The sequence below is a fragment of the Streptomyces sp. NBC_01622 genome, assembly GCF_045209635.1.
GTDB lineage: Bacteria > Actinomycetota > Actinomycetes > Streptomycetales > Streptomycetaceae > Streptomyces.
Map to the genome: position 1 here is coordinate 312,988 of NZ_CP109293.1, position 26,397 is coordinate 339,384.

At 71.5% G+C, this 26,397-nt stretch carries 29 protein-coding genes; 19 read left to right on the forward strand and 10 right to left on the reverse strand.

All coding sequences use genetic code 11. From position 1 onward, the window contains the following. Positions 1-32 precede the first annotated feature (32 nt). Positions 33-503 (reverse strand): hypothetical protein, encoded by a 471-nt coding sequence (locus tag OH768_RS01425; RefSeq protein WP_406449143.1) that lies wholly within the window; start codon positions 501-503, stop codon positions 33-35. Positions 504-645: 142 nt separating this feature from the next. On the opposite strand from OH768_RS01425, the gene OH768_RS01430 reads away from it, so the two are divergent. From OH768_RS01430 to OH768_RS01445, 4 genes are all read left to right on the forward strand, one after another. Further along, on the forward strand, positions 646-1,113 hold the full coding sequence (locus tag OH768_RS01430; RefSeq protein WP_406449145.1) for a hypothetical protein: 468 nt from the start codon (positions 646-648) through the stop codon (positions 1,111-1,113). A 350-nt stretch (positions 1,114-1,463) separates the two neighbouring features. Further along, on the forward strand, positions 1,464-2,735 hold the full coding sequence (locus OH768_RS01435) for an ABC transporter substrate-binding protein (RefSeq protein WP_406449147.1): 1,272 nt from the start codon (positions 1,464-1,466) through the stop codon (positions 2,733-2,735). A 42-nt stretch (positions 2,736-2,777) separates the two neighbouring features. Then, positions 2,778-5,567 (forward strand): ABC transporter permease subunit, encoded by a 2,790-nt coding sequence (locus tag OH768_RS01440; protein ID WP_406449149.1) that lies wholly within the window; start codon positions 2,778-2,780, stop codon positions 5,565-5,567. After that, positions 5,564-6,295 (forward strand): ABC transporter ATP-binding protein, encoded by a 732-nt coding sequence (locus OH768_RS01445; RefSeq protein ID WP_406449151.1) that lies wholly within the window; start codon positions 5,564-5,566, stop codon positions 6,293-6,295. Before OH768_RS01440 ends, OH768_RS01445 begins: the two co-directional genes overlap by 4 nt. A gap of 29 nt (positions 6,296-6,324) precedes the next feature. Here the strand turns inward: OH768_RS01445 and OH768_RS01450 are convergent, their stop codons facing one another. Further along, entirely contained in the window at positions 6,325-7,092 is a 768-nt protein-coding gene (locus tag OH768_RS01450; RefSeq protein WP_406449153.1) for a LuxR C-terminal-related transcriptional regulator, read from the reverse strand. 102 nt (positions 7,093-7,194) lie between these two features. On the opposite strand from OH768_RS01450, the gene OH768_RS01455 reads away from it, so the two are divergent. Then, positions 7,195-7,518: a helix-turn-helix transcriptional regulator gene (locus OH768_RS01455; RefSeq protein ID WP_406449155.1), complete on the forward strand. Its 324-nt coding sequence runs from the start codon at positions 7,195-7,197 to the stop codon at positions 7,516-7,518. 7 nt (positions 7,519-7,525) lie between these two features. Here the strand turns inward: OH768_RS01455 and OH768_RS01460 are convergent, their stop codons facing one another. Further along, positions 7,526-8,449 (reverse strand): hypothetical protein, encoded by a 924-nt coding sequence (locus OH768_RS01460; protein ID WP_406449157.1) that lies wholly within the window; start codon positions 8,447-8,449, stop codon positions 7,526-7,528. 359 nt (positions 8,450-8,808) lie between these two features. Here OH768_RS01460 and OH768_RS01465 point away from each other — a divergent pair, with 359 nt between their 5' ends. From OH768_RS01465 to OH768_RS01475, 3 genes are all read left to right on the forward strand, one after another. Further along, entirely contained in the window at positions 8,809-9,045 is a 237-nt protein-coding gene (locus OH768_RS01465; protein ID WP_406449159.1) for a hypothetical protein, read from the forward strand. Beyond that, positions 9,042-9,437, forward strand: coding sequence for a response regulator transcription factor (locus OH768_RS01470; protein ID WP_406449161.1), 396 nt, complete (start codon positions 9,042-9,044; stop codon positions 9,435-9,437). The genes OH768_RS01465 and OH768_RS01470 overlap by 4 nt, the downstream gene beginning before the upstream one ends. A 141-nt stretch (positions 9,438-9,578) precedes the next feature. Beyond that, a complete protein-coding gene (locus OH768_RS01475) occupies positions 9,579-10,193 on the forward strand; it encodes a dihydrofolate reductase family protein (RefSeq protein WP_406449163.1) in 615 nt (204 codons plus the stop codon). Between the two features lie 24 nt (positions 10,194-10,217). On the opposite strand, the gene OH768_RS01480 is transcribed toward OH768_RS01475, so the two are convergent. The 3 genes from OH768_RS01480 to OH768_RS01490 form a co-directional block, all read right to left on the reverse strand. After that, complete coding sequence (locus OH768_RS01480) at positions 10,218-11,063, reverse strand: MOSC domain-containing protein (RefSeq protein ID WP_406449165.1); 846 nt, start codon at positions 11,061-11,063, stop codon at positions 10,218-10,220. A 13-nt stretch (positions 11,064-11,076) separates the two neighbouring features. Beyond that, positions 11,077-11,766: a M24 family metallopeptidase gene (locus OH768_RS01485; RefSeq protein ID WP_406449167.1), complete on the reverse strand. Its 690-nt coding sequence runs from the start codon at positions 11,764-11,766 to the stop codon at positions 11,077-11,079. 86 nt (positions 11,767-11,852) lie between these two features. Continuing rightward, positions 11,853-13,070: a methyltransferase domain-containing protein gene (locus OH768_RS01490; protein ID WP_406449169.1), complete on the reverse strand. Its 1,218-nt coding sequence runs from the start codon at positions 13,068-13,070 to the stop codon at positions 11,853-11,855. A gap of 323 nt (positions 13,071-13,393) precedes the next feature. On the opposite strand from OH768_RS01490, the gene OH768_RS01495 reads away from it, so the two are divergent. The 4 genes from OH768_RS01495 (at position 13,394) to OH768_RS01510 (ending at position 16,237) form a co-directional block, all read left to right on the forward strand. Beyond that, positions 13,394-13,813 (forward strand): molybdopterin-binding protein, encoded by a 420-nt coding sequence (locus OH768_RS01495; RefSeq protein ID WP_406449171.1) that lies wholly within the window; start codon positions 13,394-13,396, stop codon positions 13,811-13,813. A gap of 167 nt (positions 13,814-13,980) precedes the next feature. After that, positions 13,981-14,622: a molybdopterin-dependent oxidoreductase gene (locus OH768_RS01500; protein WP_406449172.1), complete on the forward strand. Its 642-nt coding sequence runs from the start codon at positions 13,981-13,983 to the stop codon at positions 14,620-14,622. A 71-nt stretch (positions 14,623-14,693) separates the two neighbouring features. Next, positions 14,694-15,686: an alpha/beta fold hydrolase gene (locus OH768_RS01505; RefSeq protein WP_406449174.1), complete on the forward strand. Its 993-nt coding sequence runs from the start codon at positions 14,694-14,696 to the stop codon at positions 15,684-15,686. 2 nt (positions 15,687-15,688) lie between these two features. Beyond that, a complete protein-coding gene (locus OH768_RS01510; protein ID WP_406449176.1) occupies positions 15,689-16,237 on the forward strand; it encodes a YciI family protein in 549 nt (182 codons plus the stop codon). A 25-nt stretch (positions 16,238-16,262) separates the two neighbouring features. Here OH768_RS01510 and OH768_RS01515 read toward each other — a convergent pair whose 3' ends face one another. Further along, complete coding sequence (locus tag OH768_RS01515; RefSeq protein ID WP_406449178.1) at positions 16,263-16,694, reverse strand: hypothetical protein; 432 nt, start codon at positions 16,692-16,694, stop codon at positions 16,263-16,265. A gap of 199 nt (positions 16,695-16,893) precedes the next feature. On the opposite strand from OH768_RS01515, the gene OH768_RS01520 reads away from it, so the two are divergent. From OH768_RS01520 to OH768_RS01530, 3 genes are all read left to right on the forward strand, one after another. Next, a complete protein-coding gene (locus OH768_RS01520) occupies positions 16,894-17,274 on the forward strand; it encodes an NUDIX hydrolase (RefSeq protein ID WP_406449180.1) in 381 nt (126 codons plus the stop codon). Positions 17,275-17,340: 66 nt separating this feature from the next. Then, positions 17,341-17,619 (forward strand): DUF1778 domain-containing protein, encoded by a 279-nt coding sequence (locus OH768_RS01525; protein WP_406465096.1) that lies wholly within the window; start codon positions 17,341-17,343, stop codon positions 17,617-17,619. Further along, positions 17,616-18,002 carry a fic family toxin-antitoxin system, toxin component gene (locus tag OH768_RS01530; protein WP_406449181.1) on the forward strand — a complete coding sequence of 129 codons (387 nt, stop codon included), beginning with the start codon at positions 17,616-17,618 and terminating at the stop codon, positions 18,000-18,002. The genes OH768_RS01525 and OH768_RS01530 overlap by 4 nt, the downstream gene beginning before the upstream one ends. Before the next feature lie 16 nt (positions 18,003-18,018). Here OH768_RS01530 and OH768_RS01535 read toward each other — a convergent pair whose 3' ends face one another. Further along, positions 18,019-18,450, reverse strand: a complete 432-nt coding sequence (locus tag OH768_RS01535) for a MarR family winged helix-turn-helix transcriptional regulator (RefSeq protein ID WP_406449183.1) — start codon at positions 18,448-18,450, stop codon at positions 18,019-18,021. A 198-nt stretch (positions 18,451-18,648) separates the two neighbouring features. Here OH768_RS01535 and OH768_RS01540 point away from each other — a divergent pair, with 198 nt between their 5' ends. After that, entirely contained in the window at positions 18,649-20,112 is a 1,464-nt protein-coding gene (locus OH768_RS01540; protein ID WP_406465098.1) for a DHA2 family efflux MFS transporter permease subunit, read from the forward strand. Here OH768_RS01540 and OH768_RS01545 read toward each other — a convergent pair. Together OH768_RS01545 and OH768_RS01550 are read right to left on the reverse strand one after the other, a co-directional pair. Further along, positions 20,069-20,749, reverse strand: coding sequence for an FAD-dependent monooxygenase (locus OH768_RS01545; RefSeq protein WP_406449185.1), 681 nt, complete (start codon positions 20,747-20,749; stop codon positions 20,069-20,071). The two genes, OH768_RS01540 and OH768_RS01545, sit on opposite strands and share 44 nt — an antisense overlap. Before the next feature lie 6 nt (positions 20,750-20,755). Further along, positions 20,756-21,313: an FAD-dependent monooxygenase gene (locus OH768_RS01550; protein WP_406449187.1), complete on the reverse strand. Its 558-nt coding sequence runs from the start codon at positions 21,311-21,313 to the stop codon at positions 20,756-20,758. 207 nt (positions 21,314-21,520) lie between these two features. Between OH768_RS01550 and OH768_RS01555 the strand changes: the two genes are divergently transcribed. The 3 genes from OH768_RS01555 to OH768_RS01565 are packed head-to-tail and all read left to right on the forward strand — an operon-like array spanning position 21,521 to position 26,383. Further along, positions 21,521-22,723, forward strand: coding sequence for an acyl-CoA dehydrogenase family protein (locus tag OH768_RS01555; RefSeq protein ID WP_406449189.1), 1,203 nt, complete (start codon positions 21,521-21,523; stop codon positions 22,721-22,723). A 48-nt stretch (positions 22,724-22,771) separates the two neighbouring features. After that, positions 22,772-23,554, forward strand: a complete 783-nt coding sequence (locus OH768_RS01560; RefSeq protein WP_406449191.1) for an SDR family oxidoreductase — start codon at positions 22,772-22,774, stop codon at positions 23,552-23,554. Between the two features lie 45 nt (positions 23,555-23,599). After that, positions 23,600-26,383 (forward strand): ATP-binding protein, encoded by a 2,784-nt coding sequence (locus tag OH768_RS01565; RefSeq protein ID WP_406449193.1) that lies wholly within the window; start codon positions 23,600-23,602, stop codon positions 26,381-26,383. The last annotated feature ends 14 nt before the right edge of the window (positions 26,384-26,397 follow it).

Genomic DNA, 26,397 nt, shown 5'->3' on the forward strand with positions numbered 1-26,397 from the left:
GGCCCTCAGGGGGCCGGGACCGGCCCGGCCGCTCAGCGCCGGACCCAGCCGACGTCGTGCCAGTACGTCTCCAGGCGCTTCAGCGGCTTCGGCCAGGTCTCGATGTACGTGACGCCCTCGGGTCCCGCCGTCATCGTGTACGGCGTGCCGGCCCGGCTGAGGAAGACCTCGCCCGGCCCCACCCGCACGGTCTGCGGCTCGCCCGCCTCGTAGTGCTCGATGTGGTACTCGCCCGCGAAGACGAAGAGCATCTCGTCCACGTTGTGGTGGTGCCGGGGCACCGTGAAGTGCGGGCGCACGCGCAGCGGGTTGCGGTTGAAGCGCGGTATGTCGATCGGCTTCGTGGACACCCACATCGCGCCGTCGAACGTCGCCCGGAAGTCCACGGGCGCGTCCCGCAGCGAACCGCCGTCGTTCCAGAAGTACTTCGGATGCCCTTGCTGGTCCAGGCCCATGGGAACCCAGTCCGCGTCCGCCACCAGATCACCGAAAGTAAGAGTCACTCGGCGACCGTACGCGCGGCCTGCCTGCGTGTCGTCGACGGGTTCCGCTCATCGGGACCCCTCGGCCGGGCGTTCACAACTCCGGTCCCGGCCAACGGGATTCACGTATGACACGCCCCACCCCGATGCTCAGTATCGGTTCATGGGAATCGAGTATTTCAACCTGCTGGCGGACGAGGGCTGGATCGAGTTGCCGGTCGACCAGTCCGCCCCCACGTATCTGTGGCACGGAGGCGGTCTCCTGGCCGACGCGCCGGTCGACATGGAGCAGACCTTCAAGGGCAACATGTGGTGGTCGACCAAGGTGGACCCGTCGTTCAACATCAACGGGCTGCGCTGCGCCCCGAACTTCGCGGTGCCCCGGCACCACCACAACCTCGACGAGTTGATCATTGTCTTCGGCGGGGAGTTCCACGTCGTCTGGGGCGAGGACGGGGAGGAGGGCAGCCGCACGGTCGGACCCGGCGAGTTCTGGATCAGCAAGGCCGGAACTCCCTATCTGATGACGGCCGGCGCCGAGGGAGTCACCTACGCCGAGACCTGGCCGGAGCCGATGGAGAACCTGGAGACGTACTGGCACGACGCGGGCTGGGTCCACCGCGATCACTGACCAGCCTTCGATATTACGTCTCCTCATTCCATGCCCGAAGCCGACCGAGAGGCGAACAGCCACAACAGCTCCCGTACGACCCATTCCGGCCGACTGTAATTACGTATACTCTTCTTGCTCACGGGCCGGTTCTGCGGGGAGCCGCGTAGGAGCAGGTCCGCCTCGTCGCCGGTCGTGACGTCCACGCCACGCCGGCCGACATGGTCTGCCGCGGCACCCGGCCCTCGTGCCGTTCGACTTCCGCTCGCGGCTCTCTCTTCACTTTCTCGGACGGCCAAGGCGCCGCGCGGTGCTGCCGTCCGCTGATCGCTGCGAGTGCCGGGCACTCGCCGACACGTTGGGAAGCGGACATGATCGAGTCGGTCGGACGAGCCCTCTCCACACCCCGGTCGCGCGTGTCACTCGCGCTGGTGTCGACCACGGTGCTGCTCGCCGGATGCGGTGGTGGCGCCAGCGGTGCCACCACGGCGGACAGCACGAAAATACCGGCCGCGCTGGCGAGCGCGTTCCCGGGCCACAAGGCCACCGGCACACCGGTCAGGATCGGGCTCATCACCAATGAGGGCGGCTCGACGATCAGTCAGCCCGAGACCCGGGAGGCCGCCGAGGCGGCCCTGAAGTACGCCAACGCGAACCTCGGCGGGATCGCGGGCAGGCCCATCGAGCTCACGGTCTGCAAGACGAAGGAGGAGCCGGCGACGGCGCGGGACTGCGCGAACCAGATGGTCGAGCAGAAGGTCGACGCGGTGGTCCTGACCAGCAGCGGTCTGGGCGACTCCATGGTGCCGATCGTGACGAAGGCCGGCATTCCCTGGGCGACCGCCATCGCCGCCAGCAACTCCGAGGGCACCACCGCCAACGCCTTCTCCTGGACGGGCGGTTTCCCGACCACCATGACGTCGATGGCCGCGTACGCGAAGGAGAAGGGGTACAAGAAGGTGGCCGCGTTCGTGATCGACGCACCGGCCGCGGTCAGCGGGATCGAGGCCATCGGCAAGCCCGTCTTCGCCAAGGCTGGCGTCGGCCTCCAGGTCGTGACAGTGGCCGCGGGCACTCCGGACGCGTCGCCGCAGGTGAGCGCCGCGCTGCGGAACAAGCCCGACGCCGTCGCCGTCGTGGCGGATCCCACCGTGTGCACCTCCGTGCTCCAGGCCGTGGGCACACTCGGCGCCGGCCTCGCCCGGATGACCGTCCAGTCGTGCGTGTCCCCCGAGGTCGTCCAGGCGGTGGGCGCGGGCATGGACGGCGTCCAGGTCTTCAGCAGTTTCGACGCCGCCGGCAACGACCCCGAGGCCCAGCTCTTCCGGCAGGTGATGAAGGAGTACAGCCCCGACACCCCGACCCAGGGATACGCGGCGATCGGCTATCAGGGCGTCCTCGGTCTGGTGCGCGCCCTGCACGGACTGACCGGCACGGTCTCGGCGAAGACGATCACGGCGGCCCTGCGCACGGCGAAGGACGTCGTACTGCCGGCCGGGCACGGCATCACGTTCAGCTGCGACTCCAAGGCGGTACCGGGACTGCCCGCGGCCTGCTCGGCGAAGGAGGTCACCGGCACGGTGTCCGACGGCAAGTTGGGGCAGCTGCGGGTCGTCGATCCCAGTGCGTTGTTCGCGCGGTAGTCGAAGCAGCGGTCGGAGCAACCGGGAGGGACGGTCTCGCCGATGAGCCAGTACGTCGTGTTTCTGTTGCTGGGGCTGGGCAGTGGGGCGGTGTTCGGCGCACTCGCGCTGGCACTGGTCCTCACCTACCGCGGTTCCGGGGTGGTCAACTTCGCCACCGGGGCGATCGCGTTGTACAGCGCGTACACCTACGCGTTCCTGCGCCAGGGTGAGTTGCTGGTGCCGCTGCCGGGTGTGCCGAAGAAAGTCGGGCTCGGCGGACCGCTCGGTCTCTTCCCGGCGGTGGTCATCTCCCTTGTGCTGGCCGCCCTGTTGGGGGCGGTGCTGTACGGACTGGTCTTCCGGCCCTTGCGCGCCGCGCCGCCGGTGGCGAAGGCCGTCGCCTCCATCGGGGTGATGCTGGTGATCCAGGCCGTGCTGGCCGCGGGCGTGGGTACGGGCGCGGTGTCGGTCAAGGCCATCCTGCCCAACGACCCGGTGTCCTGGGGCGGTTCACTCATCCCGGGCGACCGGCTGTGGTTCGCGGCCGTCATCGTCGTACTGACCGTCGTGCTCGCCCTGGTGTTCCGGCTGACCCGGTTCGGTCTGGCGGCCCGGGCGGCGGCGGAGTCGGAGAAAGGCGCGCTGGTCAGCGGACTGTCGCCGGAGCGGATCGCGGTGGCGAACTGGGCGCTCAGCTCGGCCGTCGCCGGTCTGTCCGGCATCCTGATCGCGCCGATCGTGCCGCTGGTCCCGGTCTCCTACACGCTGTTCATCGTGCCGGCCCTCGCGGCGGCACTGGTCGGCAACTTCACCGCGCTCATCCCGGCCGTGGGAGCCGGGCTGGTCATCGGGATGCTCCAGTCGGAGCTGCAGTTCCTCCAGGGGAAGTGGTCGTGGCTGCCCCAGACCGGTCTTGCCCAACTGGTGCCGCTGGCCGTCATCCTGGCCTACCTGGTGGTGCGCGGGCGTCCGCTGCCCACCCGGGGGTCGCTGATCCAGCAGGCACTCGGCCGGGCACCCCGCCCGGACCGGGTGCTGGTCCCGGCCGTCGTGAGTACGGCCCTGGGTGTCGTCGTGCTCCTGGCCACCCACGGCAGTATTCGCGCCGCCGTGATCACCTCGCTGACCCTTGCGGTGATCTCGCTGTCGCTGGTGGTCGTCACCGGGTTCGCCGGGCAGATCTCGCTGGCGCAGCTGACGCTGGCCGGAGTCGGCGCGTTCAGTCTGAGCAAGCTGAGTGCGGGATGGGGTATACCCTTTCCGCTCGCCCCGCTGTTGGCTGCCCTGGCGGCGATGGTGATCGGGGTCGTGATCGGGCTTCCCGCGCTGCGGATCCGCGGTCTGCCCGCGGCGGTGGTCACGGTCGCGCTGGCGGTGGCGCTGGAGGCCTTCTGGTTCCGCAACCCCGAACTCAACGGCGGCCTGGGCGGCTCCAAGGTCCCCTCGCCGCACCTGTTCGGCCTCGACCTGGGCATCGGCTCCGGCGAGGACTATCCGCGCCTCCCCTTCGCACTGCTGTGCCTGGTGGTGCTGTTGCTGGTCGGGCTGGGCGTGGCGGGGCTGCGGCGCAGCAGGCTCGGTGCCGCGATGCTCGCCGTGCGCGCCAACGAACGGTCGGCCGCGGCGGCGGGTATCGACGTCGCCCGCACGAAGATCGTCGCCTTCGCGATCGGCGCGTTCGTCGCCGGGCTCGGAGGCGCGCTCCTCGGGTACCAACAGACCGTCGCGGACGCCGAGATGTTCACCGCGATCGGCGGCCTGGGCCTGTTCGCCACCGCGTATCTGGCGGGTGTCACCGCCCTGTCCGGCGGTCTCGTGGCCGGGGTGATGGGGGCCGGCGGCCTGCTGCCCGTGCTGCTGGACCGGGCCCTGTCCCTCGGCGAGTGGTACGACGTGATCATGGGCGTCGGACTCGTCCTCACCGTGATCACCAACCCCGAGGGCGTCGTCGGCCCGGCACACGAACTGGCGGCGCGGCTCCGGCGCGCGCGTCACCCGGCCGCCGTCGACACCGTGGACGAGCAGGACGCCGACACACTGACGGATTCGACACCTGCCAGCCGTCCCCCGGTTCCTGAACGGGGCGAGGTGGTGCTCTCGGTGAGCGGGGTCGGGGTGCGCTACGGCGGTGTGGTGGCCGTCGACGCGGTCTCCTTCGAGGTGCGCTCGGGCGAGATCGTCGGCGTGATCGGGCCGAACGGTGCCGGGAAGACCACTCTGCTCGACGCGATCAGCGGATACCACCGCAGCACGGGAACGGTGGAGTTCGCCGGCCGGGGGATCTCGTCCCTGAAGCCGCATCAACGGGGCCGGGCGGGCCTCGGACGCACCTTCCAGGGCATCGAGCTCTACGAGGATCTCAGCGTCGAGGAGAACGTGCTGGTCGGGGAGGCCGCGGCACGGCACGGCGGCGACCATGTCGGTTCCGTGCAGGGTCCGGAGCTGCGGAACCGGTTGTTCGAGACGTTGCACCTGAGCCGGTTCCGGGATCAGCCTGCCCGTGAACTCTCCCAGGGCAGGCGGCAGTTGGTGTCCATCGCGCGCGCCCTGGCGGGCCGCCCCCGGATGCTGCTGCTGGACGAGCCCGCGGCCGGTCTGGACAGTTCCGAGAGCCGTTGGCTGGGCGACCGGCTGCGGGCCGTGCGGGCCGACGGCGTGACCGTGCTGCTGATCGACCACGACATGGGGCTGGTGCTCGACGTGTGCGACCGGATCGTCGTGATGGACATCGGAAAGGTGATCGCGGACGGAACTCCCGCCGAGATCAAGGCGGATCCACGCGTCGCCACCGCCTACCTCGGCGCGACGCAGAGCGATACGGACGAAGTGCGCGGGGAGGTCGTCCAGTGACCGGGCCGGAGCTGCTGACGTGCGAGGGCGTGGACGCGGGCTATACGAAGGGGCGGCCGGTGGTGCGCGGCTTCGACCTGAGGCTGCTGCCCGGTGAGGTCGTGGCCCTTCTGGGGCCCAACGGGGCAGGAAAGACAACCCTGTTGACGACGCTCGCCGGTCTGCTGCCGCGTCTCGGCGGGACGGTGTCCCTCGACGGACGGGAGATCCGTGGCGGCCGGGCGCGCGAGGCAGCCCGGCGGGGACTGGTCCTCGTGCCCGACGACCGCTCCCTGTTCACGCAGCTGACCGTGCGGGACAATCTGACGCTCGTACGACGGCGGCAGGGCAGCACCGTGGACCAGGTGCTCGACTTCTTTCCGGCACTGGGGAAACGGCTGAAGGTCGCGGCCGGCCTGCTCTCCGGCGGGGAACAGCAGATGCTGGCCCTGGGCCGGGCCATGATCCAGGTTCCGCGGGTCTTGCTCGTCGACGAGCTGAGCATGGGGCTGGCCCCGGTGATCGTCGAGGAACTGCTGCCGGTCGTGCGGCGGATCGCCGAGGACACCGGCGCGGCCGTCGTACTCGTCGAGCAGCACGTCCGGCTGGCCCTCGACGTGGCGGACCGGGCGGTGGTCCTGGTGCACGGCGAAACGGTACTCAGCGACTCCGCCGACCGGCTCGCCGCCGACCCCGGCCTGCTGGAACGCGCCTATCTCGGCGAGCGGGCACCGGATCCCGTCCCGTGACCGGATCGACCGGAGCAGGCCGTACTCGCCTACGCGTCGAGGGCGAGCCCGCGGACGCGGTAGTCGGTGAGTACGGCCGTCACTACTTCGGTGCGGGAGCGCAGACCGGTGCGGGCGAACAGCCGGGACAGCCGGTTGGCGACCGCGTCCTCCGAGAGCCGTAGCACCGTGGCGATCTGACGGTTCGTCAGGCCTTCGGCGATCAGGGTCGCCAGCAACTGCTCACTCTCTACGGTGGCCTGTCTGCGGCCGGGGACGGTGATCCCGGCCGCGCGCAGGGCGGCCCGGGTGTGGAAGCGCTCCAGCGCGGCACCGCACTGCCCGAACAGTTCGTATGCCTCGCGCAGCAGGGTGGGCGGGCCTGCGCCCGCCTCGGCGGCGGCGACCAGGGTCACCGCCGTCTCGAAGGGCCGACTGCGCGAACGGGCCAGCTCCACGGCCTCCCGCAGCTTGCCTTCGGCGGTGGCGGGACGACCCTGCCGTAGCAGCCGGGCCGAGGCCAGCAGATACGTCAGGCGTGTCCTGCCGGTGCCCATCCGGTCGGAGACGCGTTCCAGACGGTCGAGGCAGGTCGCGGCCTCCGCCGTGCGCCCCTCCCGCACGAGCAACTCCGTTAGAGAGGCCCAGAGTTCATCGGTGCCGGCGACCTGGGCGTGCGCGTCCGCCGCGGCGAGACCACGCCGTAGCGACCGCTCGGCGCCGGCCGGATCGCCAAGGGTTCGCAGCACCTCGGCCTCGGCGGCGTCCAGTGAGTGTTCCGGTGGGCCCTCGCCCGGGACGCGCACGCTGTCGATCACACGGCGGGCGCTGGTGACGCGGCCCCGGGCCAGCAGGCGGAGGCCTCGCGGATCGCGCGGTCGCTGGGGATCGGACGGGCCACCCGTACGACGCTCGGCCACATGACGCGGCGGCGGACCTTCGGGCTGCCGAGGACGCGTCCGGTCAGGGACACGTTCGGCGAGGAGGACGTCAAACTGACCACGATGGTCAGCAGCGGGGCGACCAACCGCCAGATCGCGGCGCGGCTCGGGTGGAGCGAGAAGACGGTGGAGCGGCGGCTGACCCGGCTGTTCCAGCGCACCGGGTGCCGTTCCCGGGTGGAGCTGGCCGCTGCGTGGCTGGACGGCAGCCTGGCCCGCCGGGTCCTGGTCCCGGACGGCACGCCCCACCGGGCCGGCCGTCACAGCCGGCCCGACGGGGTGACGCCGCCGGGCCGGCTGTGACGGCCGGTCAGCCGAGGCGGGCGATGTGGGTGTCGATGGGTACACCGAGCCGGCCTGTGTCCAGTGCGCCGTCGGCTCTCACCCGGAGGTTCCACTCCAGGGCGGGGATGTAGCCGAGCACCAGGAGCGTGTCCGTTCCGCGCAGCGGGGTCTCGCCCCATCTCTCGTTGCGGTACTGGGCCGCGGTCACGACGAAGAGCCTGCGGGCGTGTGTCGGGGCGTTGGCCCCGGCGCGGTCCCTGCCCATGTACAGCGTGTGCAGGGCCGATGGTCCGGACACCTGGTTCTCTCCTACGGCCAGTGCCTCGCCCCGGCCGGTCGCGGTGTGCAGCCGGGCCGAGCGCGCGCCCAGCCCGTCGGTCACCGAGGGAGTGGCCGCCGAGCCCACCAGGACGACCGTGGCGAGCGTCCCGACCGGCCCCGAGACCACCTCGGAGATGAGGGCCTGCGCCAGGCGCAGGACATCCTCGTCGTCCCCGGTCAGGGCGATCGGCCCGCTCAGCCGGGACAGGTCGACCAGTGTCCTTTCGCCCTTGTACAGACCGAGGGTGACGGTCAGGGAGTACGGATGGGTGAGCGCGTGACCCGCGTTGCCGGTCCGCCGCAGGTCCTTGGTGTTCACCGACCACTCCTTCCCGGAGACGTCCGAGGTCCACGGCGCCGGCGCGTGGGTGTCCGCCTCGGCGAGCCGTAACGTCAGCCGCTGCCCCGAGTGGACGACGGTCTGCAGGTCCGGCAGCGGGCGCCCGCCTTGTGCACGGCCCACGGCCACGACCCGTAGGCCGAGCGCCACTGTCTCCAGCGCCTTGCGGTGGGCGCCGGACAGCCCCGAACGGGCCTGCGCGGAGGGCGAGTTGCGGCTACGGCGGATCAGCGCGGCCCCGACGAGGAGCAGGCCGAGCAGCGCGCAGAGGGCAATGGACGCGAGCATGCGGCCACCTTTGTGCTAGAAGTTGTCGGATTCGGTCACCGGCTCCGTGGAGACGCGGCCCGTCAGGGCGGAACGCCGACGGTCCCCTGAACCGGGCCCCGGTGTTCACCACACGGCATCGTCGCGCGCCCGCCGTTTCCGGTGAACGGCGAAACCGCCAACCTTGCCGGTCCGTACAGGGAGTTGACGGGATCTTCCGCCCGGGGTCGCGGTGCCGCTCGGACCGAGGTCAGGACCCTTCGGCAACTCGCGCCAGATTTCCCTCGGTTGACAGGCGAGGGGGCGGTGTCACGGATCCGCAGTCGGTGCCGGTGGCAGCATCGTCCTCCCGCACGACCGCAGTTGGGAGTTGGGGGCACATGCCTCAGCACGTACTCGGCGAGCCCCTGCGCGTGGCGATTCACGCGCCCGCTCCCCTCGTCCGCGCCGGACTGGCCGGCTTCGTCGCCATGGAGCCGCGGCTGCGCGAAGTGCCGCAGGACAGGATCCGGGAGGCCGACGCGATCGTGGTCGCCGTGGACGTGGCAGACGCCGCCGTCCTGGACCTGCTCCACAGCCTGTGCGACAAGCCGGGCGCGCGGTTCGTGGTGGGGTGACCAAGGAGTGGCGGGCCGATGAGTCGGCGGCGCGGCGCCGGGGTGTCCGCGCGGTCGTGTGGTGGGACTTCTGCAGCCCGGACGTCTTCGTCCGTACGGTGCGCGCCGTGGCCGGGGAGCCCCCCGCCCAGCGAACTCCCGCACGTCAGCCGCACGATGCCGCGCCGAAGGAGCGAACCGTCGCGGTCGCCGGGGGCCGGGCCGCGCTGAGCCCGCGCGAGGTGGCCGTGCTGCGTCTGATCGCCGAAGGCAGGCAGTGCGACGAGATCGCGACGGAACTCTGCTACTCCGAGCGCACGGTGCGGTACATCCTCTACGGCGCGATGAAGCGGCTGCGCACCCGCACCCGGGCCCACGCCGTCTCGTACGCCATCCGGGCCGGACTGATCTGATCCGCCGCCGTGCCCGGCCCGTCACCTCTGGCTCATCCCGTCGAGCTCGTCGCGTCCGGCGGGCGCGGTGTGTCGAATGCGCCGGTTCCCGATCGACGTGAGAGTGGAAGCACCACCTCCACGACTCAGGAGCACCCCATCGTGACCGTGACCGCGGATTTCGCCATCTCCCTGGACGGCTGTATCGCCGGCACCGGCGTCACCGTCGACAACCCCGGAGGCGACGGCGCCGAGCCGCTCTTCGAGTGGATCCACAACCTGGCGAGCTGGCGCGAGCGTCAGGGCATGGCCGGTGGGGAGGAGAACCGCGACTCGGAGTTGATGCGCGAGTGGTTCGACGCCACCGGGGCGGTGGTCATGGGCCGGACGATGTACGACACCGGCGAGGAGTTCTGGGGCGACAACCCGCCGTTCCGGACACCGGTGTTCGTGCTCACGCACCGCCCCCGGCCGACCCTCGTCAAGGAGGGCGGCACCACCTTCACCTTCGTCACGGACGGCATCCACAGCGCCCTCGCCCGGGCGAAGGCCGCCGCCGGTGACCGGAACGTCGACATCGCCGGTGGCGCGAGCACGGTCCGGCAGTACCTCGCGGCCGGGCTCGTCGACGAACTCCAGCTCCATGTGGTGCCCGCGCTGCTCGGCGACGGACTGCGGCTCTTCGAGGGAACGGGCACGGGGCCGCGGCGCGTCGAGCAGGTCAGAGTGGTCGGCACTCCTCTCGCCACCCACCTGAAGTACCGCTTCGTGAAGTGACCGATCCGTCGGGACGATCGACGCTCACGCGGCGTCCTGCAACGAGATCGGGTCACCCACCCGCACCGTGCCCGCCTCCAGGACTTCGAGGTACACGCCGAGGCACGAGAGCCGGCCCAGGTCGAAGACCGGTACGCGGTGTTCTCGGGCGACCGCGCGCATGATGGCGGGGTCCGGCAGCAGTTCGTCGTGGCCGAGGGTGGGGACCACACAGCGGGGTGTCGGCACCAGGACCCGGAACAGGGCCTCCCCCACCCGCAGGCACGACCCCACCCAGACGTCCTCCGGGAAACCGGGTCCCCCGGCGGTGTCGACGACCAGGTTCGGCCGGAAGCGGCGGGCATCGAAGTCCCCCGCGGGGTGGACGGCACGCATCCGGTCCAGGGCCGCGGTGGTGACGAGATGGACCCGGCCGAAGTCGAAGAACGTCCCCGGGGCGACGCCGCCCGTCGTGATGGTCTCCCCGGTGGCGTCGACGGTCGCCGACTCCCGCACGGAGTCCGGGACCCCGCCCTCGTACGCGGGCACCGCGCGCTCCAGCCTGCTGTCCTCCGGCACGCTCGCCGACAGGAAGACGTTGCGGCCCAGCAATTTGGACAACTCCCCGTCCAGGTCCGGGTCTTCGACCGGGAGGGCGGTGCCGTCCGGCAGTACGACCCTCACCACGCCGGAGTCGTCGAGGCGGCTGCGGCAGCGCAGCAACCCGCCCCACTTGCGCGGGTGTTTGGCGCTGCCCACCGCGCCCGTCCCGTCGAGGACGGCGTAGACCCGGTCCCCGGAGAGCCCGCGCTCCGTGACGTTCACGGCGATCACGGCCTCGCCCACCATCGACTTCACCGGATAGCGGTACAGCGCCGCGACAGTCCCCATGGAGCGATACCTTTCAGAGGGTGAGCAGTTCCTCGTAGAAACCCCCGAACTCCCGCTCACGGTCGATGAGATGGATCTCCAGGATCCAGTGACAGGCGCGGCCGGCCTTGTCGGTGCGGCGCATGGGAGTGACGTTCTCCGGTGTGACGTACGACTCGACGTGCGCGCCCTCGATCGTCTCGTGCGGGAACTCGCCGACCAGATGTCCCGCGTGCCAGCCGCCCAGCTCCCAGCCCGCCTTCTCGGCGAGGCGGACGACCTCGGTGTACAGGCGTTCGCCGGTGATGTCCGGGGTGTTCTCGAAGAAGCTCCGGCCGGCCGCGAACACCTTGGGCAGGTCGTCGCACAGCCGGTGCTTGACCGGGTCGTCGCCGAGGACGAAGGTGCGGCCGAAGTCGGCCTCGTACTCCTCGAAGATCGGTCCGAAGTCGGCGAACACGATGTCGTCCGCGCCGATCACCCGGTCCGGCGGGTTCTCCTTGTACGGCTTGAGGGTGTTCGGTCCCGAGCGCACGATCCGCTTGTGCCAGTGCCGGGTGGTGCCGAACATCTCGTTCGCGAGGTCACGGATCCGGTCGCTGACCGCGCGCTCCCCCTCGCCGGGCGCCACGAGCCCGCGCTCCTCGATCTCCGCGAAGAGCACTGCGGCCTTGGCCTGGGCATCGAGCAGGCGTGCGGCCCGCGTGGGTTCGTCGTCAGCCATGGGCCGAACCTAGCCAGCCCGATCATCGTCGGCAACGGGATTCCGCATGCCGGGCTCTCCGCACCCCGTGGCGCGGGACGGCGCGTTCATCCGGCGACGCGGGCCGCGCGGGCCAGGAAGTGGTGCGGGGCGTCCTCGTAGCGGGACAGGTCCCAGCCCGCCGTGCGCAGGGCGGGGCGCAGATTGTGTTCCGCGAAGGGGTCGTCCGGGTCGAGGGGGCTGCCGTAGCGGGCGGCGCGGCCGGAGGGGTGGTAGAGCAGCAGGGTGCCGCCGGGCGCGGTGACGCGGGCCCACTCGCGCAGGGCCATCGCGGGGGCGGGTACGTGGTTGATCAGGTCCGCGCTGAAGACGGCGTCCAGCGCGGCGGTGGGCAGCGGCAGTCGGCAGGCGTCGGCCGGCAGCAGGTGACCGTCGTTGTCGCGGCCCTCGCGCAGGGCGGCGGTGAGCATCGCGGGCGTGAGGTCGATGCCGAGGACGAGGCCCGCGTCGCCGACGTGTGCGCGCAGTGCGGGCAGCGCCCGGCCAGTTCCGCAGCCGAGGTCCAGGACGCGTGCGCCGGGGCGGAGTGCCATCCGGTCGACGGCAGCCGCGTACCGGGGGCCGTCGTCCGCGAACCGTTCCTCCCAGGTGGCCGCCCGCCGGGTGAAGAAGGCGCGTGTCGCGGTCTGTTCGGCGCGCGCCGCGACGAAGGCGGCGAAGCACTTGAACACACCGTCGCGGTGCCGGGCCAGTACGGCCAGTTCGGCGGGCGCGGACTCCACCAGACCGGGTGCGGTGGCCGCTTCCTCCGGAAGGCGTCGGCGAAGGCGCCGACCGCCGTCTCGTCCGCCTCCAGGTGGAACTGCGTTCCCCAACGCCGAGCCGCCGATCCGGAACGCCTGCATCGGGTAGCGGTCGCAGGAGGCCAGCAGGGTCGCCCCGGCCGGCAGGTCCATCGTGTCGCCGTGCCAGTGCAGCACCCGCAGCCGCTCGGGAACGCCCGCGAAGAGCGCGTCGGTGTGCGCGGCCTCCGTCATCCGTACGTCGGCCCAGCCGATCTGCGCGCCGAGGCACACGCCCCGTACGGGAATCTCGGCGTCCAACGCGGCGCGCAGCAGCGCCAGTTCGGCGTCCCGGCCGGGGAAGTCCTCGTAGGCGGCCATCGCCCCGCCCGTCACCACCAGGCCGACCAGGTCGTCGGCCGTGTCCGGCACCGGGTCGCCCGCCCAGGTCCGGCAGACCCGGGTCGGCAGCCCGGCCGCCTTGAGCGCGACGCCGATGGCGTCGGGGCCTTCGTGCGGTGCGTGCTCCACGATCTGGATCACGGGCGACCACCTTCCGCACGACCGTACCCGGCCGATGGCCGAAACCAAACGCGGATACGAGACGAAGAGCCCGTCCCACCTCGCAATTGCCAGGACATTCCGCTCATTGCCCAGCCATGGGCGAATACCCTCGCGGCAGCGGCGGGATTCCGACGCCCACCCTCCCCGTTCGCGGGTTCCTACGATTTGCCAGGACGGAGGAAACTCCCAGGTGGCGGATGCTCCGGGGTCTGGGACGGGCGCGTCCGGAGCGGCTAGCTTATGGACGCACAGCCGGTGATAAATCCGGCAATCCAGAACTTTTCTCTGTGAGGCGTTCCGTCATGACCTTGAGCATCCGCAACCAGATTCCCGGCACCGTCACAGCCGTCACGCCCGGCGCGGTGATGGCGACCGTGAAGGTACGCCTCGACGGCGGCCAGGACCTCACGGCGGCGATCACGCTGGAGGCCGTGACGGACCTGGGGCTCGCCGAGGGTACGGCCGTACGCGCCATGATGAAGTCCACCGAGGTCGCGCTCGCCACCGGCCGGGTGGCGGGGCTGTCCATCCGCAACCAGTTGCCCGGCACGGTCAGCGACGTCGCCACCGGCGGGGCGATGGCCGTCGTCAAGATCACGGTCGACGGGGGTGAGCTGACCGCGGCGATCACCAAGGACGCGGTCGGCGACCTCGGTCTGGCGGCCGGTTCACCGGTCGTCGCGCTGATCAAGTCGACCGAGGTGTCCCTGGCGACCGTCTGACCTGCTCGAGGCGTGCCGGTCAGGCGTCGATCCCGGCTCGCACCTCGCAAAGCAGCAACGCGTACAGGCGCACCCGGACCCGGCCTCGGTCGCGCCGGCCGGGAGCACCTACGCTGCTCGGAAGAGGTAGCCGTAACCGGGTCACCGGTGAGGAAGGGACGTCCCGCGTGGCAGGCGACCGACAGGGCACGGCCGAGGCCGCCGATCCGGCCCGCCGCATCCCGCCCGGCCAGCGCCATGTGCACGGTTGGCCGGTCTCGCACTACGGGCCCGTCCCCCGCTTCCGCCCCGACCGCTGGAACCTGCGGGTCCACGGCGCCACCGCCGACGGCACGGAGCACAGCTGGACCTTCGACCAGCTGGCGCTCCTGCCGCATGTGACGGTCGTCGCCGATCTGCACTGCGCGTCCGGCCCGACCTCCACCGACCACGAGTGGTACGGCATCCCCGCCACCGCCCTCCTGGACCTGGTCCCGCCCGCGCCGGAGGTCACGCACGTCATGGCCTGGGCGGAGTACGGCTATTCCGCCAACCTCCGCCTGGCCGACTTCACGGCCTCGCGGACCCTGCTGGCCACCCATCACAACGGCGAGCCCCTCACCGCCGAACACGGCTTCCCGCTGCGCCTGGTCGTGCCGCACCTGTACGGCTACAAGAGCCCCAAGTGGCTGCGCGCCGTCGAGTACCTCACCGAGGACCGCCGCGGTTTCTGGGAGGAACGCGGCTACCACAACATCGCCGACCCCTGGAAGGAGCAGCGGTACTCCTACCAGGAGCAGGACGAGGACGGTGCGGAGAGCGACGCCTGAATGACCGAGATCTTCCCCCGGTCCAGGAGCCGTACTGCCCGGCGATGTTGACGGCACGTAGGCTCGCCCTCATGGTTGCGCAGCGCATGGTCGACGTGAACGGCATACGACTGGAGATCGCCGAGCAGGGCGAAGGCCCGCTGGTGGTGCTCCTGCACGGCTTCCCCGAGTCATGGCAATCCTGGCACCGCCAGATCGGCGCGCTCGCCGACACGGGCTTCCGGGTGGTCGCCCCCAACCAGCGGGGATACGGCCGCAGCGACCATCCCGAGGCCGTCGACGCGTACACCGTCTTCCATCTGGTCGGCGATGTCGTCGGTCTGATCCAGGAGTTGGGCGAACGACAGGCGTATGTGGTCGGGCACGACTGGGGTGCGGTGGTCGCGTGGCACACCGCGCTGCTGCGGCCGGACATGGTGCTCGGGGTGGCCGGCCTGAGTGTGCCGCCGCCCTTCCGCGGACCGTACCCGCCGTTGGCCGTGACGCGGGAGAGGTTCGGTGGCCGGTTCTACTGGAACTACTTCGACCGTCCCGGGGTCGCCGACGCCGAGTTCGGCGCGGACACCCGGACCACGCTCCGCAAGTTCCTCTACTCCGCCTCCGCCGCCGCCTCTCCCTCCGGCGGGATCATGCAGCCCCTGGTCCCCTCCGGGCAGGGCTGGCTGGCGTCCATGGAGGATCCCGAGGTGCTGCCGGACTGGCTCACCGAGGAGGCGCTCGACGCGCTCGCCGAGAGCTTCGCCGGGGGCTTCACCGGCCCGCTGAACTGGTACCGCAACCTCGACCGCAACTGGGAACTGACCGCCCCCTGGCACAACGCCGTCGTCACCCCGCCCGCCCTGTACATGTACGGCGACCGCGACCTCGTCCCCGCGTTCCCCGGCGCCCCCGAACTCATCGCGCAGCTGCCCGACTTCATGCCCAACCTGGTGCGCAAACCCGTCGAACTGGCCGACTGCGGCCACTGGACCCAGCAGGAACGCCCCGACGAGGTGAACGCGGCGCTCATCGACTTCCTGAAGACCTGCGATCAGACCGCCGCCGGGGAATGGGAAATCCTCTGATCATGGAGTTCCTCTGCCACCATCGCGACCGGCCCGGCTCCCTCGCGCTGCGCGCGGAACTGACGGAGCGCCACTGGTCCTACATGGACGGGTACGCGAAGGAGATGATCGCCCGGGGTCCGACCCTCTCCGACGACGGCGCCCCCACGGGCAGCGTGCACATCCTCGACCTGTCCTCTCCGGCCGCCGCCCGCGCGTTCGCCTTCGACGAGCCGAACTACCAGGCCGGTGTCTACCGGGACGTGCTGCTGCGCCGCTGGCGGAACGCGCTGGGGCGCACCATGTGGGACTTCCCCGGCGGCCGGACCGGAGGCGACCGCTATCTGGTGATCGGCCTCGGCACCGGTCCGGCGGCGGACCTCACGGTGCCGTCCGACCGGGACGAACTGATCGCGTACGGGCCGCTGTTGTCCGACGACGGCATCCGCTGGCTGGGCACGGCGGCACTGCTCAGGGCACCGGACGCAAAAGCGGCGCGCGCCGTGCTGACGGAGGACCGGTACGCGGACATCGAGGTACACCACTGGCAGTTCGGCGGACGGCCGTCCTGAGCTGCCGCCCTCGTCGTCGGTGACGTCACTCCCCCGCGCCCGCCTGGTCGGGCCGTGGTGGCGCCGGGGAGTTGAAGGTGGTACCCGGGAAGTCGCGGCCCTGGAGGACCGGGGCGTAGTAACTGCCGCCGCTGATCGCGTTGTTGACCGTGCCGTCGCCGGTGCGGACGAGTCTGGCCTGTTCGTGCCAGGCGGCGAGGGCGGTGGCGAAGTCGGGGTCGAGGGCCGCGCGTACGGCCAGGGCCGTGCTCAGCGCGTGGGCCCGGGTCCCGTCACCGGGAGCCTGCCGCAGGCGCATGAGTTCGTCCTCGCCCGGACCCGGCCCACCCGAACTGTCCTCGCCGCGGTGGAACGGGCGCCGTACAAGAGCCGTGAGGCCCGTCCACACCTGTCGTCCCACCTCACCGCCCGCACCGCCGGCCAGCGAGGCGAGCAGTCCTACCGACACCGGGTCCATCCGGCACCCTCCTTGACGGGACGTCACCACTCCCGTGTCAGTGGAAAACGCACGGCGAGGTGTCCCGGTTCCCGCCGGTCACGAAGTCGTGCCCGGTGCGGGTGTACCGCGTGAACCGACGCGTCCCGGGTAGGAAACGGGGTCGGACGTGGCCGGACGGACGGTCGCTCCTTGTACGTACGAAGGGAACGGTGCGGAGATGGCGTTGGAGCAGGCCGCCGAGGAGCTGGTGGACGCGGTCGTCGTGAACGACGGGCGGCTGCTGCTGGTGAATGTGCAGGGCGGTTGGGGTCTGCCGTCCGGTGTCCCCGAGGAGGCCGAGACGCCACAGGCCACCGCGGCGCGCGTGGTCTATGAACTCACGGGCTATCTCGTGGACGGGTCGAGCCTCCTGGAATCCCAGCCACCAGCCGCCGCGGACGGACCGTCGGCCGTCGTATGTCACCTGTTGAGCGAGGATCCGTCCGGGGAGGCCCAGCTCACCGCCGGGCAGCTCCGCTGGGCTCCCTTCGCCGAAGCCATCGACGGTGGGCTGCCCGCACCCGTGCGCGCCTATCTGGAGGGCCATACGCCCGTGTAGGAAATACCGGCCCGCCCGCGTGGTACCACTGGTACCGTGAACGTCATGCCGAACACGCCGAAAGCCATGAACCTCCGCTTCCGAGACCCCCGGCAGCGCGCGGCCATCGAGGCGGCGGCCAAGCAGGCCGGCGTCAGCCTGCAGGAGTACATCCTCTCGGCCGCCTACGCGCGGGCGACGGCCGTGGAGGATCGGTTCCTCGCGGGATTCAAGGAGTCCATGGCACGCAGTGGCGCGGCATTCGCGGCCGAGGCGGGTACGGCGGATCCCAGTGCGGAGCAGCGGGCGGCCGAGGCGGACGCGCTGCGTGAACTCGAGCGCCGGGAGCAGGGGCACGCCGCGTGACCCAGCCCGAACCACCGCACACGCTGGACGTCACGTTCCTGCTGCACGCCGCCGAACTGCTCGACCGTGATCCCCAGGTCGACGACTACGGCCCGCTCTACGCCGCCGCCGCGCGCGTCGACGCCCGCGCGATGGAGCGCGACATCTACGGCTCCCTGCACCTCAAGGCGGCGGCGCTGCTGCAGACCCTGGCGAAGCTGCCCTGTCTGGAACACTCCAACGAGGCCTTCGCCTGGCACGCCACCGAGGCCTATCTGATCCTCCACGAACGCCGACTCGACTACCCGCCCAAGGCCGCCGTGGCGCTCGTGCGCGACGCGGCCTCCGGGGAACTGGGCCTGCCCAGGATCGCCCGCCAGCTGCGCGAGTGGACCACCGGCTGACCCTCCCGGACCGGCTTCAGGACGTCGTCTTCCGGATGCGCGCGAGCAGGGCCCGCAGCTGTGCGCGGTCGTCCGCGTCCAGTTCGGCCGTCGCCTCCGCGAGCGCGAGGCCGTCGACCTCCTCGGCCTCGCGATGGCACTCCCGGCCCTTGTCGGTGAGGCGGAGAAGGAACGCGCGCCGGTCGTGCGGATGACGTACGCGCTCCACCAGCCCGTCGCGCTCCAGGCTGTCGACGATGCTGGTCGTGGTGCGGGCCGCGACGCCGGTCAGCTCGCTCAAGTCCCGCATGCGCAGCGGCTGTTCGGCATGGGCGAGCATCCGCAGGGCGCGCAGCCGGGCGACCGAGGCGCCGTTGGCGCGCAGCCTGGTCTCCACGAACTGCCGTAGCCGGTGGGTCGTCTCGTAGAGCTCGTCGACCAGGATGTCGCTGCTGCCGTGCACTGCCATGACGTTCCCCGTTCCCCGTTTTCGCGGTGAGGACCGATTCTACGATCCTCGACCGCGACCTATGAGCACCCACATAGTGAGTATGCTCAGCATGTGCTGCTGTTCCGACGCCGTCCCGTCTCCCCCGCTTCCCCCGTCCCCTTCGTCTCCCGAATACGCCTCCGTCCGCGCCCGGGCCAGCGCCTCGTCGTGCCCGTCATGTGTGTCTGCGTGACGTTCATCGCCATCGTCGACGGAGCGATCACGACCGTGGCGCTTCCCTCCATCGCCCGCACGTTCCAACTGACCACGGCCGCCCTGGACGGTGTGGTCGTGGTCTACCCGGTCTGTCTGGCCATGGCCATCCCCGCCTCTGCCTGGCTGGTGGAGCGGTTCGGCGCCAAGCGTGTGCTGCTCACCGCTCTCGGCGCCTTCCTCGGCTCGTCACTGCTGTGCGGCGCGGCGGCCGACCTCGGTCAGCTCGTCGCCTTCCGCGCGGTGCAGGGCCTCTCCGCAGGGCTGCTCTTCCCCGCCGCGTCCTCGCTGCTCTACAGCACCTTCAACTCGTGGGAGCAGGTGCGGATTTCGCGGTACATGATCGTCCCGCAGCAGATGGCCCCGGCCGTCGCGCCCGTCCTCGGCGGCCTGCTCGTGGACCATCTGTCCTGGCGCTGGGTGTTCTACGTCAACCTGCCGCTGGGTGTGCCCGCCGTGGTGTTCGGAGCTGTCTTCCTGGCCGAGCACCGCGGTCACCGGCCCGGCCGTTTCGACCTCACCGGGCTCCTGCTGAGCGCGGCGGCTCTGGGTTCCGTTCTGTTCGGGGTCTGCGAGGGCCCCAACCGCGGCTGGTCCTCCCCCGCCGTCGTCACCGCCCTCGTACTCGGCGCGATCCTGCTCACTGCCGCCGTCCTCTTCGAACTGCGCACCGCCGAACCGCTGTTGAGGCTCCGGCTCTTCGCGGACCGGCTCTTCCGCGACACCAACCTGATCAATCTGGTGGGCCTGGTGCCGATCCTGGGTGCCATGTACCTCGGCCCGCTCTTCCTCCAGCAGGGGCAGGGCCGTTCGGCACTGGAGTCCGGCACCAGCACCTTCCCCGAGGCCTTCGGTGTCCTGCTGACCGTCCAGATCGCCGGAGTCCTGTACTCCAGGGTCGGCCCCCGGATCATCATCGGCTGCGGCCTGGCCATGGTGAGCGGGGTCCTCCTGCTCTTCGCCACCTGCGACCAGGACACCGGCCTGTGGACCTTCCGTACCTACATGTTCCTGCTCGGCGTCGGCATGGGCGGCGTCTTCATGCCGACCACGGTGGCCTCGCTGGCGACCGTCTCCCGGAAGGACCTGGCGCAGGCGTCGACGCTCAACACGGTCGTACGGCAGACCGGGGGCGCCTTCGCCCCGGCGGCGGTGACCACGGCCCTGGTGCTGAGCACGCCCACGGCAGCCGCGGCGGATCCGCCCATCACCGCCTACCAGCACGCCTATCTCGCCCTGGCCGCCCTCGCCGCGGCGACCTCCCTCTTCGCCTTCACCCTCCCCGACGGCCCGGCCCGCGCCGCCGCCCGTGGGACCACCGCGTCGGGCGGGACGGCTTCGCCTCGGCGCCGGCACGAGGAGGCGCACCAGCCACCCCGCGCTCTCAGGGGCTCACCGGTGAAACCGACCAGGAATCCCGGGAGTTGAGTACGGCGGTCGTACATCCGGCCAGTTGTCTGTAGCCCTGGGAGACGGCCGTCGCGTGCTCCTCGGGCACCGGGCCGCCGGCCTCCTCGGTCAGGGCGATGATCTTCTCCGGGCCCAACTCGCGGTTGGCCGGCACCAGTTGGTTCAGGGGTTCACGGCGGAGGTCGTCGTACCGGGCCAACGCCCGGACCGGATCGTCGTGGTGGGCGAGGGACCAGGCCAGGACCCGGGCGTCGACGATGGACTGGGAGCCGCCGTTCATGCCCATGGGATACATGGGGTGGGCAGCGTCTCCGACCAACGTCACCTGGCCGAAACTCCAGCGCGGCAGCGGGTCGCGGTCCCCCATCGGAAACTCGTGGATGCCGGTGGAGTCGCGGATCAGTTCGGGCAGGTCGATCCACGGCAGACTCCACTCCGCCACCCCGGCCAGTGCCTCCTCCACGGCAACCGGGCGGTGGAAACCGTCTGTTGCCTCGCCGGGCCGCGGGCCGCGGATCTCCAGCACCCAGTTCATCAGCGCGGGCCCGTCCTCGGCGGCCGGGTCCTCGACGGGGTAGGCGACGAACTTGTCCCCGGGGCGTCCTCCGGCCACCACGATCGTCCGCCCGCCGAGTATGTGCGGATACCGGCTCATCCCCCGTCACATGCGCACCCCGTTCCCGTTCGGGGCGCCCTCACCGGGGTGCAGTTGGGCCCGCAGCCGGGAGCCGATGCCGTCGGCGCCTACGAGGACATCGGCCTCGACCACGACCGATCCCCCGGTGTTCCGGTCCGTGAAGTGGGCTGCCACGCCCCGCTCCTGGGGCTCGAAGCGTTCGAAGGCCTTGCCGGCACGGATCGCGTCCGGCCCGGCAATGCTGCGGACCGCGTCCAGCAGCATCATCTGCAACTTGCCCCGGTGGACGGAGTATTGGGGCCACTTGTAGCCGGCCGCCAGACCCAATGGCTCCCCCCGGATCGGGCGCCCTCGGCGATCGCAGTAGACGAGTCGCTCCGGCGGCAGCGCGATGGCGTCCAGCGCGTCGCCGAGGCCGAGTTCGGTGAGTTCGCGCACCGCGTGGGGAAGCAGGTTGATGCCGACGCCGAGTGCCCGCAGTTCGCGCGCGGACTCGCACACCACCGGTGTCATTCCCGCGGCACGCAGACTCAGAGCGGCGACAAGGCCGGCGACGCCGCCACCCACCACGACGATCTTCACATGTTCTCCCTTGCGTTCCGCCCTGCCAACTCGCCCTGGAGTCTGGTCAGTTCGGGGATCGGGGCCGGGCCGGGGGTCGGCTCGTCCCCCACCATCACCATATCCGGAGGGATCATCTCCAGGTAAGCTGACGTCGTTGCGCGACGGCGTGATCCCGCCAGGAACAGCACCGCCCGTGGTGGATCGGACCCCAGAGAGGAACCCCCGATGACAGACCCGAACAGCCGGGACCTCTTACCGCAGGGCAGCACCACCGAGGCACAACTCGTCCATGTGGCAAGGGACTTGACGCCGGTCGTCGCGGCCCACGCCGAACGGACCGAGCGAGAGCGCACATTGGCCGAGCCGAGCGCGGAGGCGCTCCGCGAAGCCGGGCTCTTCACCATGGGGACACCGCGCCGCTACGGCGGCCATGGCGCCGGTGTGCGTACGGCCGTCGACGTGTGCGCCGAGCTCGCCGCCGGATGCGCGTCGAGCTCATGGCTCGTCGGCATCGTGTACGGCGCCGCGCTGTTCGCCTCGCAGCTGCCCGACGAGGTCCGTACCGCGGTCTGGAAGTCCGATCCCGACGCCGTGCTCTGCGGGGCGGCCAATCCCTCCGGTTCGGTCACGGCGGTGCCCGGCGGGCTCGAACTCGACGGGCGGTGGCCGTGGATCTCCGGCATCGACCATGCGGCCTGGGTGCTGCTGGGCATCGTCCGTGAGAACCGCGGCGGGCCGGAACGCGGGCTCGCCCTCGTCCCCGCGTCCGCGCTCACCGTGGCGGACACCTGGCACATGGCCGGCATGCGGGGCACCGGAAGCCGGACGGCCGTGGCGAGCCGGCTCTTCGTCCCGGACGAGCGGTTCGTGTCCTTCGCCGAGATCGCCGAGGGCATCGGTATCCGGAGGCATCCTGGCGAGGCCCGGGTCATCTTCCCCATGTCCGTCAACCTGCCGCTGGTCGGCACCGGCGTCGGCATCGCCCGCGGCGCGCTCGAACGCGTCGTCCGGGACCTCGCGGGAGGCAAGCGGTCGGTGTCACCCCTGCACGCCCTGACCGCCGAAGCCGCCCCGCACCAGCTGAACGTCGCCCAGGCAGCCACCTTGATCGACACGGCCACGCTGCATCTGCGGCGCGCGGCCGACGAGATCGACGAGGCCGCGCGCGACGGACGGCGCCCCGATCTGGAGACCCGGGCACGGCTGCGGATGGACGGCAGCCACGCGATGCGCTGCGCCCGCGAGGCCGTCAGCCTCCTGCTCGACACGGCCGGGGCGAGCAGCTTCTCCGACGACTCGCTGATGCAGCGCGCCTGGCGCGACATCGGGACGGCCTCCCGGCACGCGGCACTGAGCGTCGAGACCAGCCGGGAGCTCTACGGCCGCGTCCTGCTCGGCCGCTCCCTCCCCCACACCGACGTCGTCTGAATCCCGCACCGACGTCGACCGACCCCAGCAACCCAGGAGACCGGACCGGTGGCCGCACCCCGACCCTCGACAGACCCGATCCGAGCGACAGCGGAACGCAGGGTGGCCCTGGTCACCGGTGCCGCACGCGGCATCGGCGCCGCGATCGCCACCGAACTGCACCGACTCGGCCTGCGGGTGGCGCTGCTGGACCGGGACGACAGCGGCGCGCGGGCCCTGGCCAAGACGCTGGACCCCGACGGGGAGTCCGCCATGGCGGTGCGCGCCGATGTCGGCGACCCCGAGGAGGCTCGGGACGCGGTGCGCGCGGTGTCCTCGGCGTGGCACAGCCCCGATGTGCTGGTCAACAACGCGGCGCGGACGGCGCCCGGTTCGGTGTGGGACGTCGATCTCGACGAGTGGGACGCCCTCATGGCCACGAACCTGCGCAGCGTCCTCGTCCTCACCCGGCTGTGCGCGCCGTCGATGCGCGAGCGCGGCTGGGGCCGGGTGATCAACCTCGCGTCGCTGGCCGGCCAGCAGGGCGGACTGGTCGCCGGACCGCACTACGCCGCGGCGAAGGCGGGAGTGCTGGTGCTGACCAAGGTCTTCGCCCAGGAGCTCGCGCCCCACGGCGTCACCGTCAACGCCGTCGCTCCCGCCGCCGTACGGACACCCGTCATGGACGAACTCCCCGCCGAGGCGCTTCAGCGTGCAGCCGACCGTATCCCGGTGGGCCGGTTCGGGCGGCCCGATGAGGTGGCGGCGCTGGTGGGTCATCTGGCGGGGGACGACTCCGGCTACATCACGGGTGCCACACTCGACGTCAACGGTGGCTCGTTCATGCGCTGACGGTGGCGGCCGGACGTAAAGTTCCGAGGTCGGAAGGGAGAAGAGATGGACGGGGACGGGTCTTCGCCGGGGGGTCGGGCCGAGCCGCTGGTCGGACGGGATCACGATCTCGGGCTGGTCCGGGGGTTCGTCGAGGAGGCCGTGGTCTCCGGCGGGGCGCTGTTGCTGTCCGGGGACGCCGGGGTCGGCAAGACGGTGCTGCTGGACGCGGCGGCCGGACAAGCACGCGGCGCGGGTGCGCGGGTCGTGCGGGCCGCCGGTGTGGAGTTCGAGAGCACGATGAGTTTCGCGGGTCTCCACCAGGTCCTTCAGCCGCTGCTCACCGGACTCGACCGGCTGCCCGACCCGTACCGCACCGCCCTGAACGTGGCGCTGGGTCTGGACCAGGGTGCACCGTCCGATCAGCTGCTGGTGTCGAACGCGGCGCTGACGCTGCTCGTCCAGGCGGCGGAGGAGCGGCCGTTGCTGGTGATCGTCGACGATCTTCCGTGGCTGGACCGGGCCAGCGCCGTGGTGCTGGGCTTCGTCGCCCGCCGACTGGGTGGCAGCCGGGTCGGCTTCCTCGGTGCCTACCGGTCGGGGGAAGGCACGTTCTTCGAACGCGGCGGGGTGCCACACCACCACGTACAGCCGCTGGACACGACGGCCGCGGCGGCGCTGATCCAGGCCCGCTCCCCCTCCCTGGCGCCGCGTGTGCGGGACCGTCTGCTGGCTGAGGCGCAGGGCAACCCGCTGGCCCTGCTCGAACTGCCCGTCGCGCTCAGCGGCGCCCAGCGCTCCGGAGCCGACGTACCCGAACTGCTGCCGCTGAGCCGTCGGCTCCAGGCCGTGTTCGCGTCCCGGGTCGAGACACTGCCGCCCGAGACCCGACTGCTTCTCCTGTACGCGGTCCTGGACGGCACCGGTGATCTGCGCGCCCTCACCTCGGCCGCCGCCGGGCGGGCCGGTATCGAGGATCTGGCGGACGCGGAGCGGGCGGGGCTCGTGTACGTGGACGCGGTCACCGGACGGCTGGCGTTCCGCCATCCCCTGACCCGGTCCGCCGTCGTGGAACTCTCCACCAGCGAGCAGCGCCGCGACGTGCACCGCGCCCTGGCGGAGTTCAGCGCCGACCGCCCCGAGCGACGCGCCTGGCATCTCGCCCATGCCACCGTCGAACCCAGCGAGGACGTCGCGAGTCTGCTGGAGGCGGTGGCGCGCGACACCGTACGGCGGGGCGACGCGGGCGGCGCCATCGCCGCGCTGCTGCGCGCGGCCGAGCTGAGCCCGCGCGGCTACGAGCGCAGTCGCCGGATCGCCGAGGCGGCCTATCTCGGCGCGGACCTGACCGGTGATCTGCGTGATGTGCCCCGGCTGCTGGAGGAGGCCCGGCTGGCCGACGGCGGACGGGCGGGTCCGCTGGTCGCCGCGGTCGCGGCAGCGCACCACATCCTCCTCAGCGGTGAAGGCGACCTGGACACCGCGCACCGGCTGCTCGTCGGCGCGATCGACATGCAGCACCAGCCGTACGACGCCGCTGACCCGACCATGATCGACGCGCTGTACACCCTGGCCTGGCTGTGCCAGAGCAGTCAGCGCGCGGAGCTGTGGAAGCCGCTGCACCGGGCGCTCGGCCTGCTGAAACCGGAGGTCCCGGACCAACTGGCCCTGACCGTAGGCACCATGGCCGACCCGGCTCGTACCGCGCCGGCCGCGCTCGGGAAGCTCGACGAGGCGATCGCCTCGCTCGACCGGGAGGCCGACCCGGTCCGGGTCATCCGCATCGCCATGACGTCCCTGTACGTGGACCGGCTCCCGGCGTGCCGCACGGCGCTGCGGCGCGTGCTCCGCGACGGGCGGGACAACAGCTCGCTCACCGTGGAGATCCAGGGGCTGGTCTACCTGGGCAGGGATCATTTCGCGGCCGGGGAGTGGGACGAACTGGAGGCACAGGCCGCGCAGGGCCGGGACCTGGGGGAAGCCCACAGCTATCAGCTCCTGTCGACGGAGTTCCTCTACCAGCGCGCGCTGGTGGCCGCCGCCCGAGGCGACGAGGCCGCCACCCGGACCCTCACGGACGAGATGACCCTGTGGGCGACACCGCGCGGGGTGGGTTCCTACCTGTCGTGCGCCTCGCACGCGCGGGCGCTCGCCGCGCTCGGCAAGGGCCGGTTCGAGGACGCCTACCGGCACGTGTGCGCCATCAGCCGTGCGGGGGAGCTGGCCTCGCACGTTCCGCCCGCCCTGCTCGTCGTCATGGATCTCGTCGAGGCGGCGGTCCGAACGGGACGGACGTCGGAGGCGACGGCGCACGCGACGGCGGCGCGCGAGGCCGGCATCGCCGCGATCTCGCCACGGCTCGCCCTGCTGGTGAAGGCGTCGGCGGCCATCGCCGCCGTCGACCACGACGCGATCGGCCTGTTCGAGGAGGCCCTCGCGGTACCCGGCACGGACCGCTGGCCCTTCGAACTGGCCAGGGTCCGCCTCGCCTACGGCGAACGCCTCCGCCGGGTGAAGTCCACGACGGAGGCACGCACCCAACTCGCCGACGCGATCGACACCTTCGAACGGCTCGGCGCCCGCCCCTGGACGGCCCGGGCGGGCAACGAGCTGCGGGCGACCGGCCTGTCCGTCGGCTCCTCCGGCGTCACCGGACCGTCGTCACTGACACCGCAACAACGGGAGATCGCCCTCCTGGCAGCAGCCGGCCTCACCAACAAACAGATCGCCGAACGCCTCTTCCTCTCCCCCCGCACCGTCGCCGCCCACCTGCGCCAGCTCTTCCCGAAGCTGGGCGTGGCCTCCCGCGCCGCACTGCGCGACGCGCTCGCGGACCTGCCGCCCGAGTAGAGCGGCAGCGGCGA

What these genes read in the sequence shown, in the direction of transcription:
- OH768_RS01460 (WP_406449157.1), bottom strand. Translation starts at nt 8,449, where the DNA reads ATGCTCGCGTCCATTGCCCTCTGCGCGCTGCTCGGCCTGCTCCTCGTC.
- OH768_RS01545 (WP_406449185.1), bottom strand. Translation starts at nt 20,749, where the DNA reads ATGAGCCGGTATCCGCACATACTCGGCGGGCGGACGATCGTGGTGGCC.
- OH768_RS01440 (WP_406449149.1), top strand. Translation starts at nt 2,778, where the DNA reads ATGAGCCAGTACGTCGTGTTTCTGTTGCTGGGGCTGGGCAGTGGGGCG.
- OH768_RS01480 (WP_406449165.1), bottom strand. Translation starts at nt 11,063, where the DNA reads ATGGGGACTGTCGCGGCGCTGTACCGCTATCCGGTGAAGTCGATGGTG.
- OH768_RS01495 (WP_406449171.1), top strand. Translation starts at nt 13,394, where the DNA reads ATGACCTTGAGCATCCGCAACCAGATTCCCGGCACCGTCACAGCCGTC.
- OH768_RS01485 (WP_406449167.1), bottom strand. Translation starts at nt 11,766, where the DNA reads ATGGCTGACGACGAACCCACGCGGGCCGCACGCCTGCTCGATGCCCAG.
- OH768_RS01510 (WP_406449176.1), top strand. Translation starts at nt 15,689, where the DNA reads ATGGAGTTCCTCTGCCACCATCGCGACCGGCCCGGCTCCCTCGCGCTG.
- OH768_RS01525 (WP_406465096.1), top strand. Translation starts at nt 17,341, where the DNA reads ATGAACCTCCGCTTCCGAGACCCCCGGCAGCGCGCGGCCATCGAGGCG.
- OH768_RS01430 (WP_406449145.1), top strand. Translation starts at nt 646, where the DNA reads ATGGGAATCGAGTATTTCAACCTGCTGGCGGACGAGGGCTGGATCGAG.
- OH768_RS01455 (WP_406449155.1), top strand. Translation starts at nt 7,195, where the DNA reads ATGACGCGGCGGCGGACCTTCGGGCTGCCGAGGACGCGTCCGGTCAGG.
- OH768_RS01540 (WP_406465098.1), top strand. Translation starts at nt 18,649, where the DNA reads ATGTGTGTCTGCGTGACGTTCATCGCCATCGTCGACGGAGCGATCACG.
- OH768_RS01555 (WP_406449189.1), top strand. Translation starts at nt 21,521, where the DNA reads ATGACAGACCCGAACAGCCGGGACCTCTTACCGCAGGGCAGCACCACC.
- OH768_RS01535 (WP_406449183.1), bottom strand. Translation starts at nt 18,450, where the DNA reads ATGGCAGTGCACGGCAGCAGCGACATCCTGGTCGACGAGCTCTACGAG.
- OH768_RS01520 (WP_406449180.1), top strand. Translation starts at nt 16,894, where the DNA reads ATGGCGTTGGAGCAGGCCGCCGAGGAGCTGGTGGACGCGGTCGTCGTG.
- OH768_RS01465 (WP_406449159.1), top strand. Translation starts at nt 8,809, where the DNA reads ATGCCTCAGCACGTACTCGGCGAGCCCCTGCGCGTGGCGATTCACGCG.
- OH768_RS01515 (WP_406449178.1), bottom strand. Translation starts at nt 16,694, where the DNA reads ATGGACCCGGTGTCGGTAGGACTGCTCGCCTCGCTGGCCGGCGGTGCG.
- OH768_RS01505 (WP_406449174.1), top strand. Translation starts at nt 14,694, where the DNA reads ATGGTTGCGCAGCGCATGGTCGACGTGAACGGCATACGACTGGAGATC.
- OH768_RS01435 (WP_406449147.1), top strand. Translation starts at nt 1,464, where the DNA reads ATGATCGAGTCGGTCGGACGAGCCCTCTCCACACCCCGGTCGCGCGTG.
- OH768_RS01565 (WP_406449193.1), top strand. Translation starts at nt 23,600, where the DNA reads ATGGACGGGGACGGGTCTTCGCCGGGGGGTCGGGCCGAGCCGCTGGTC.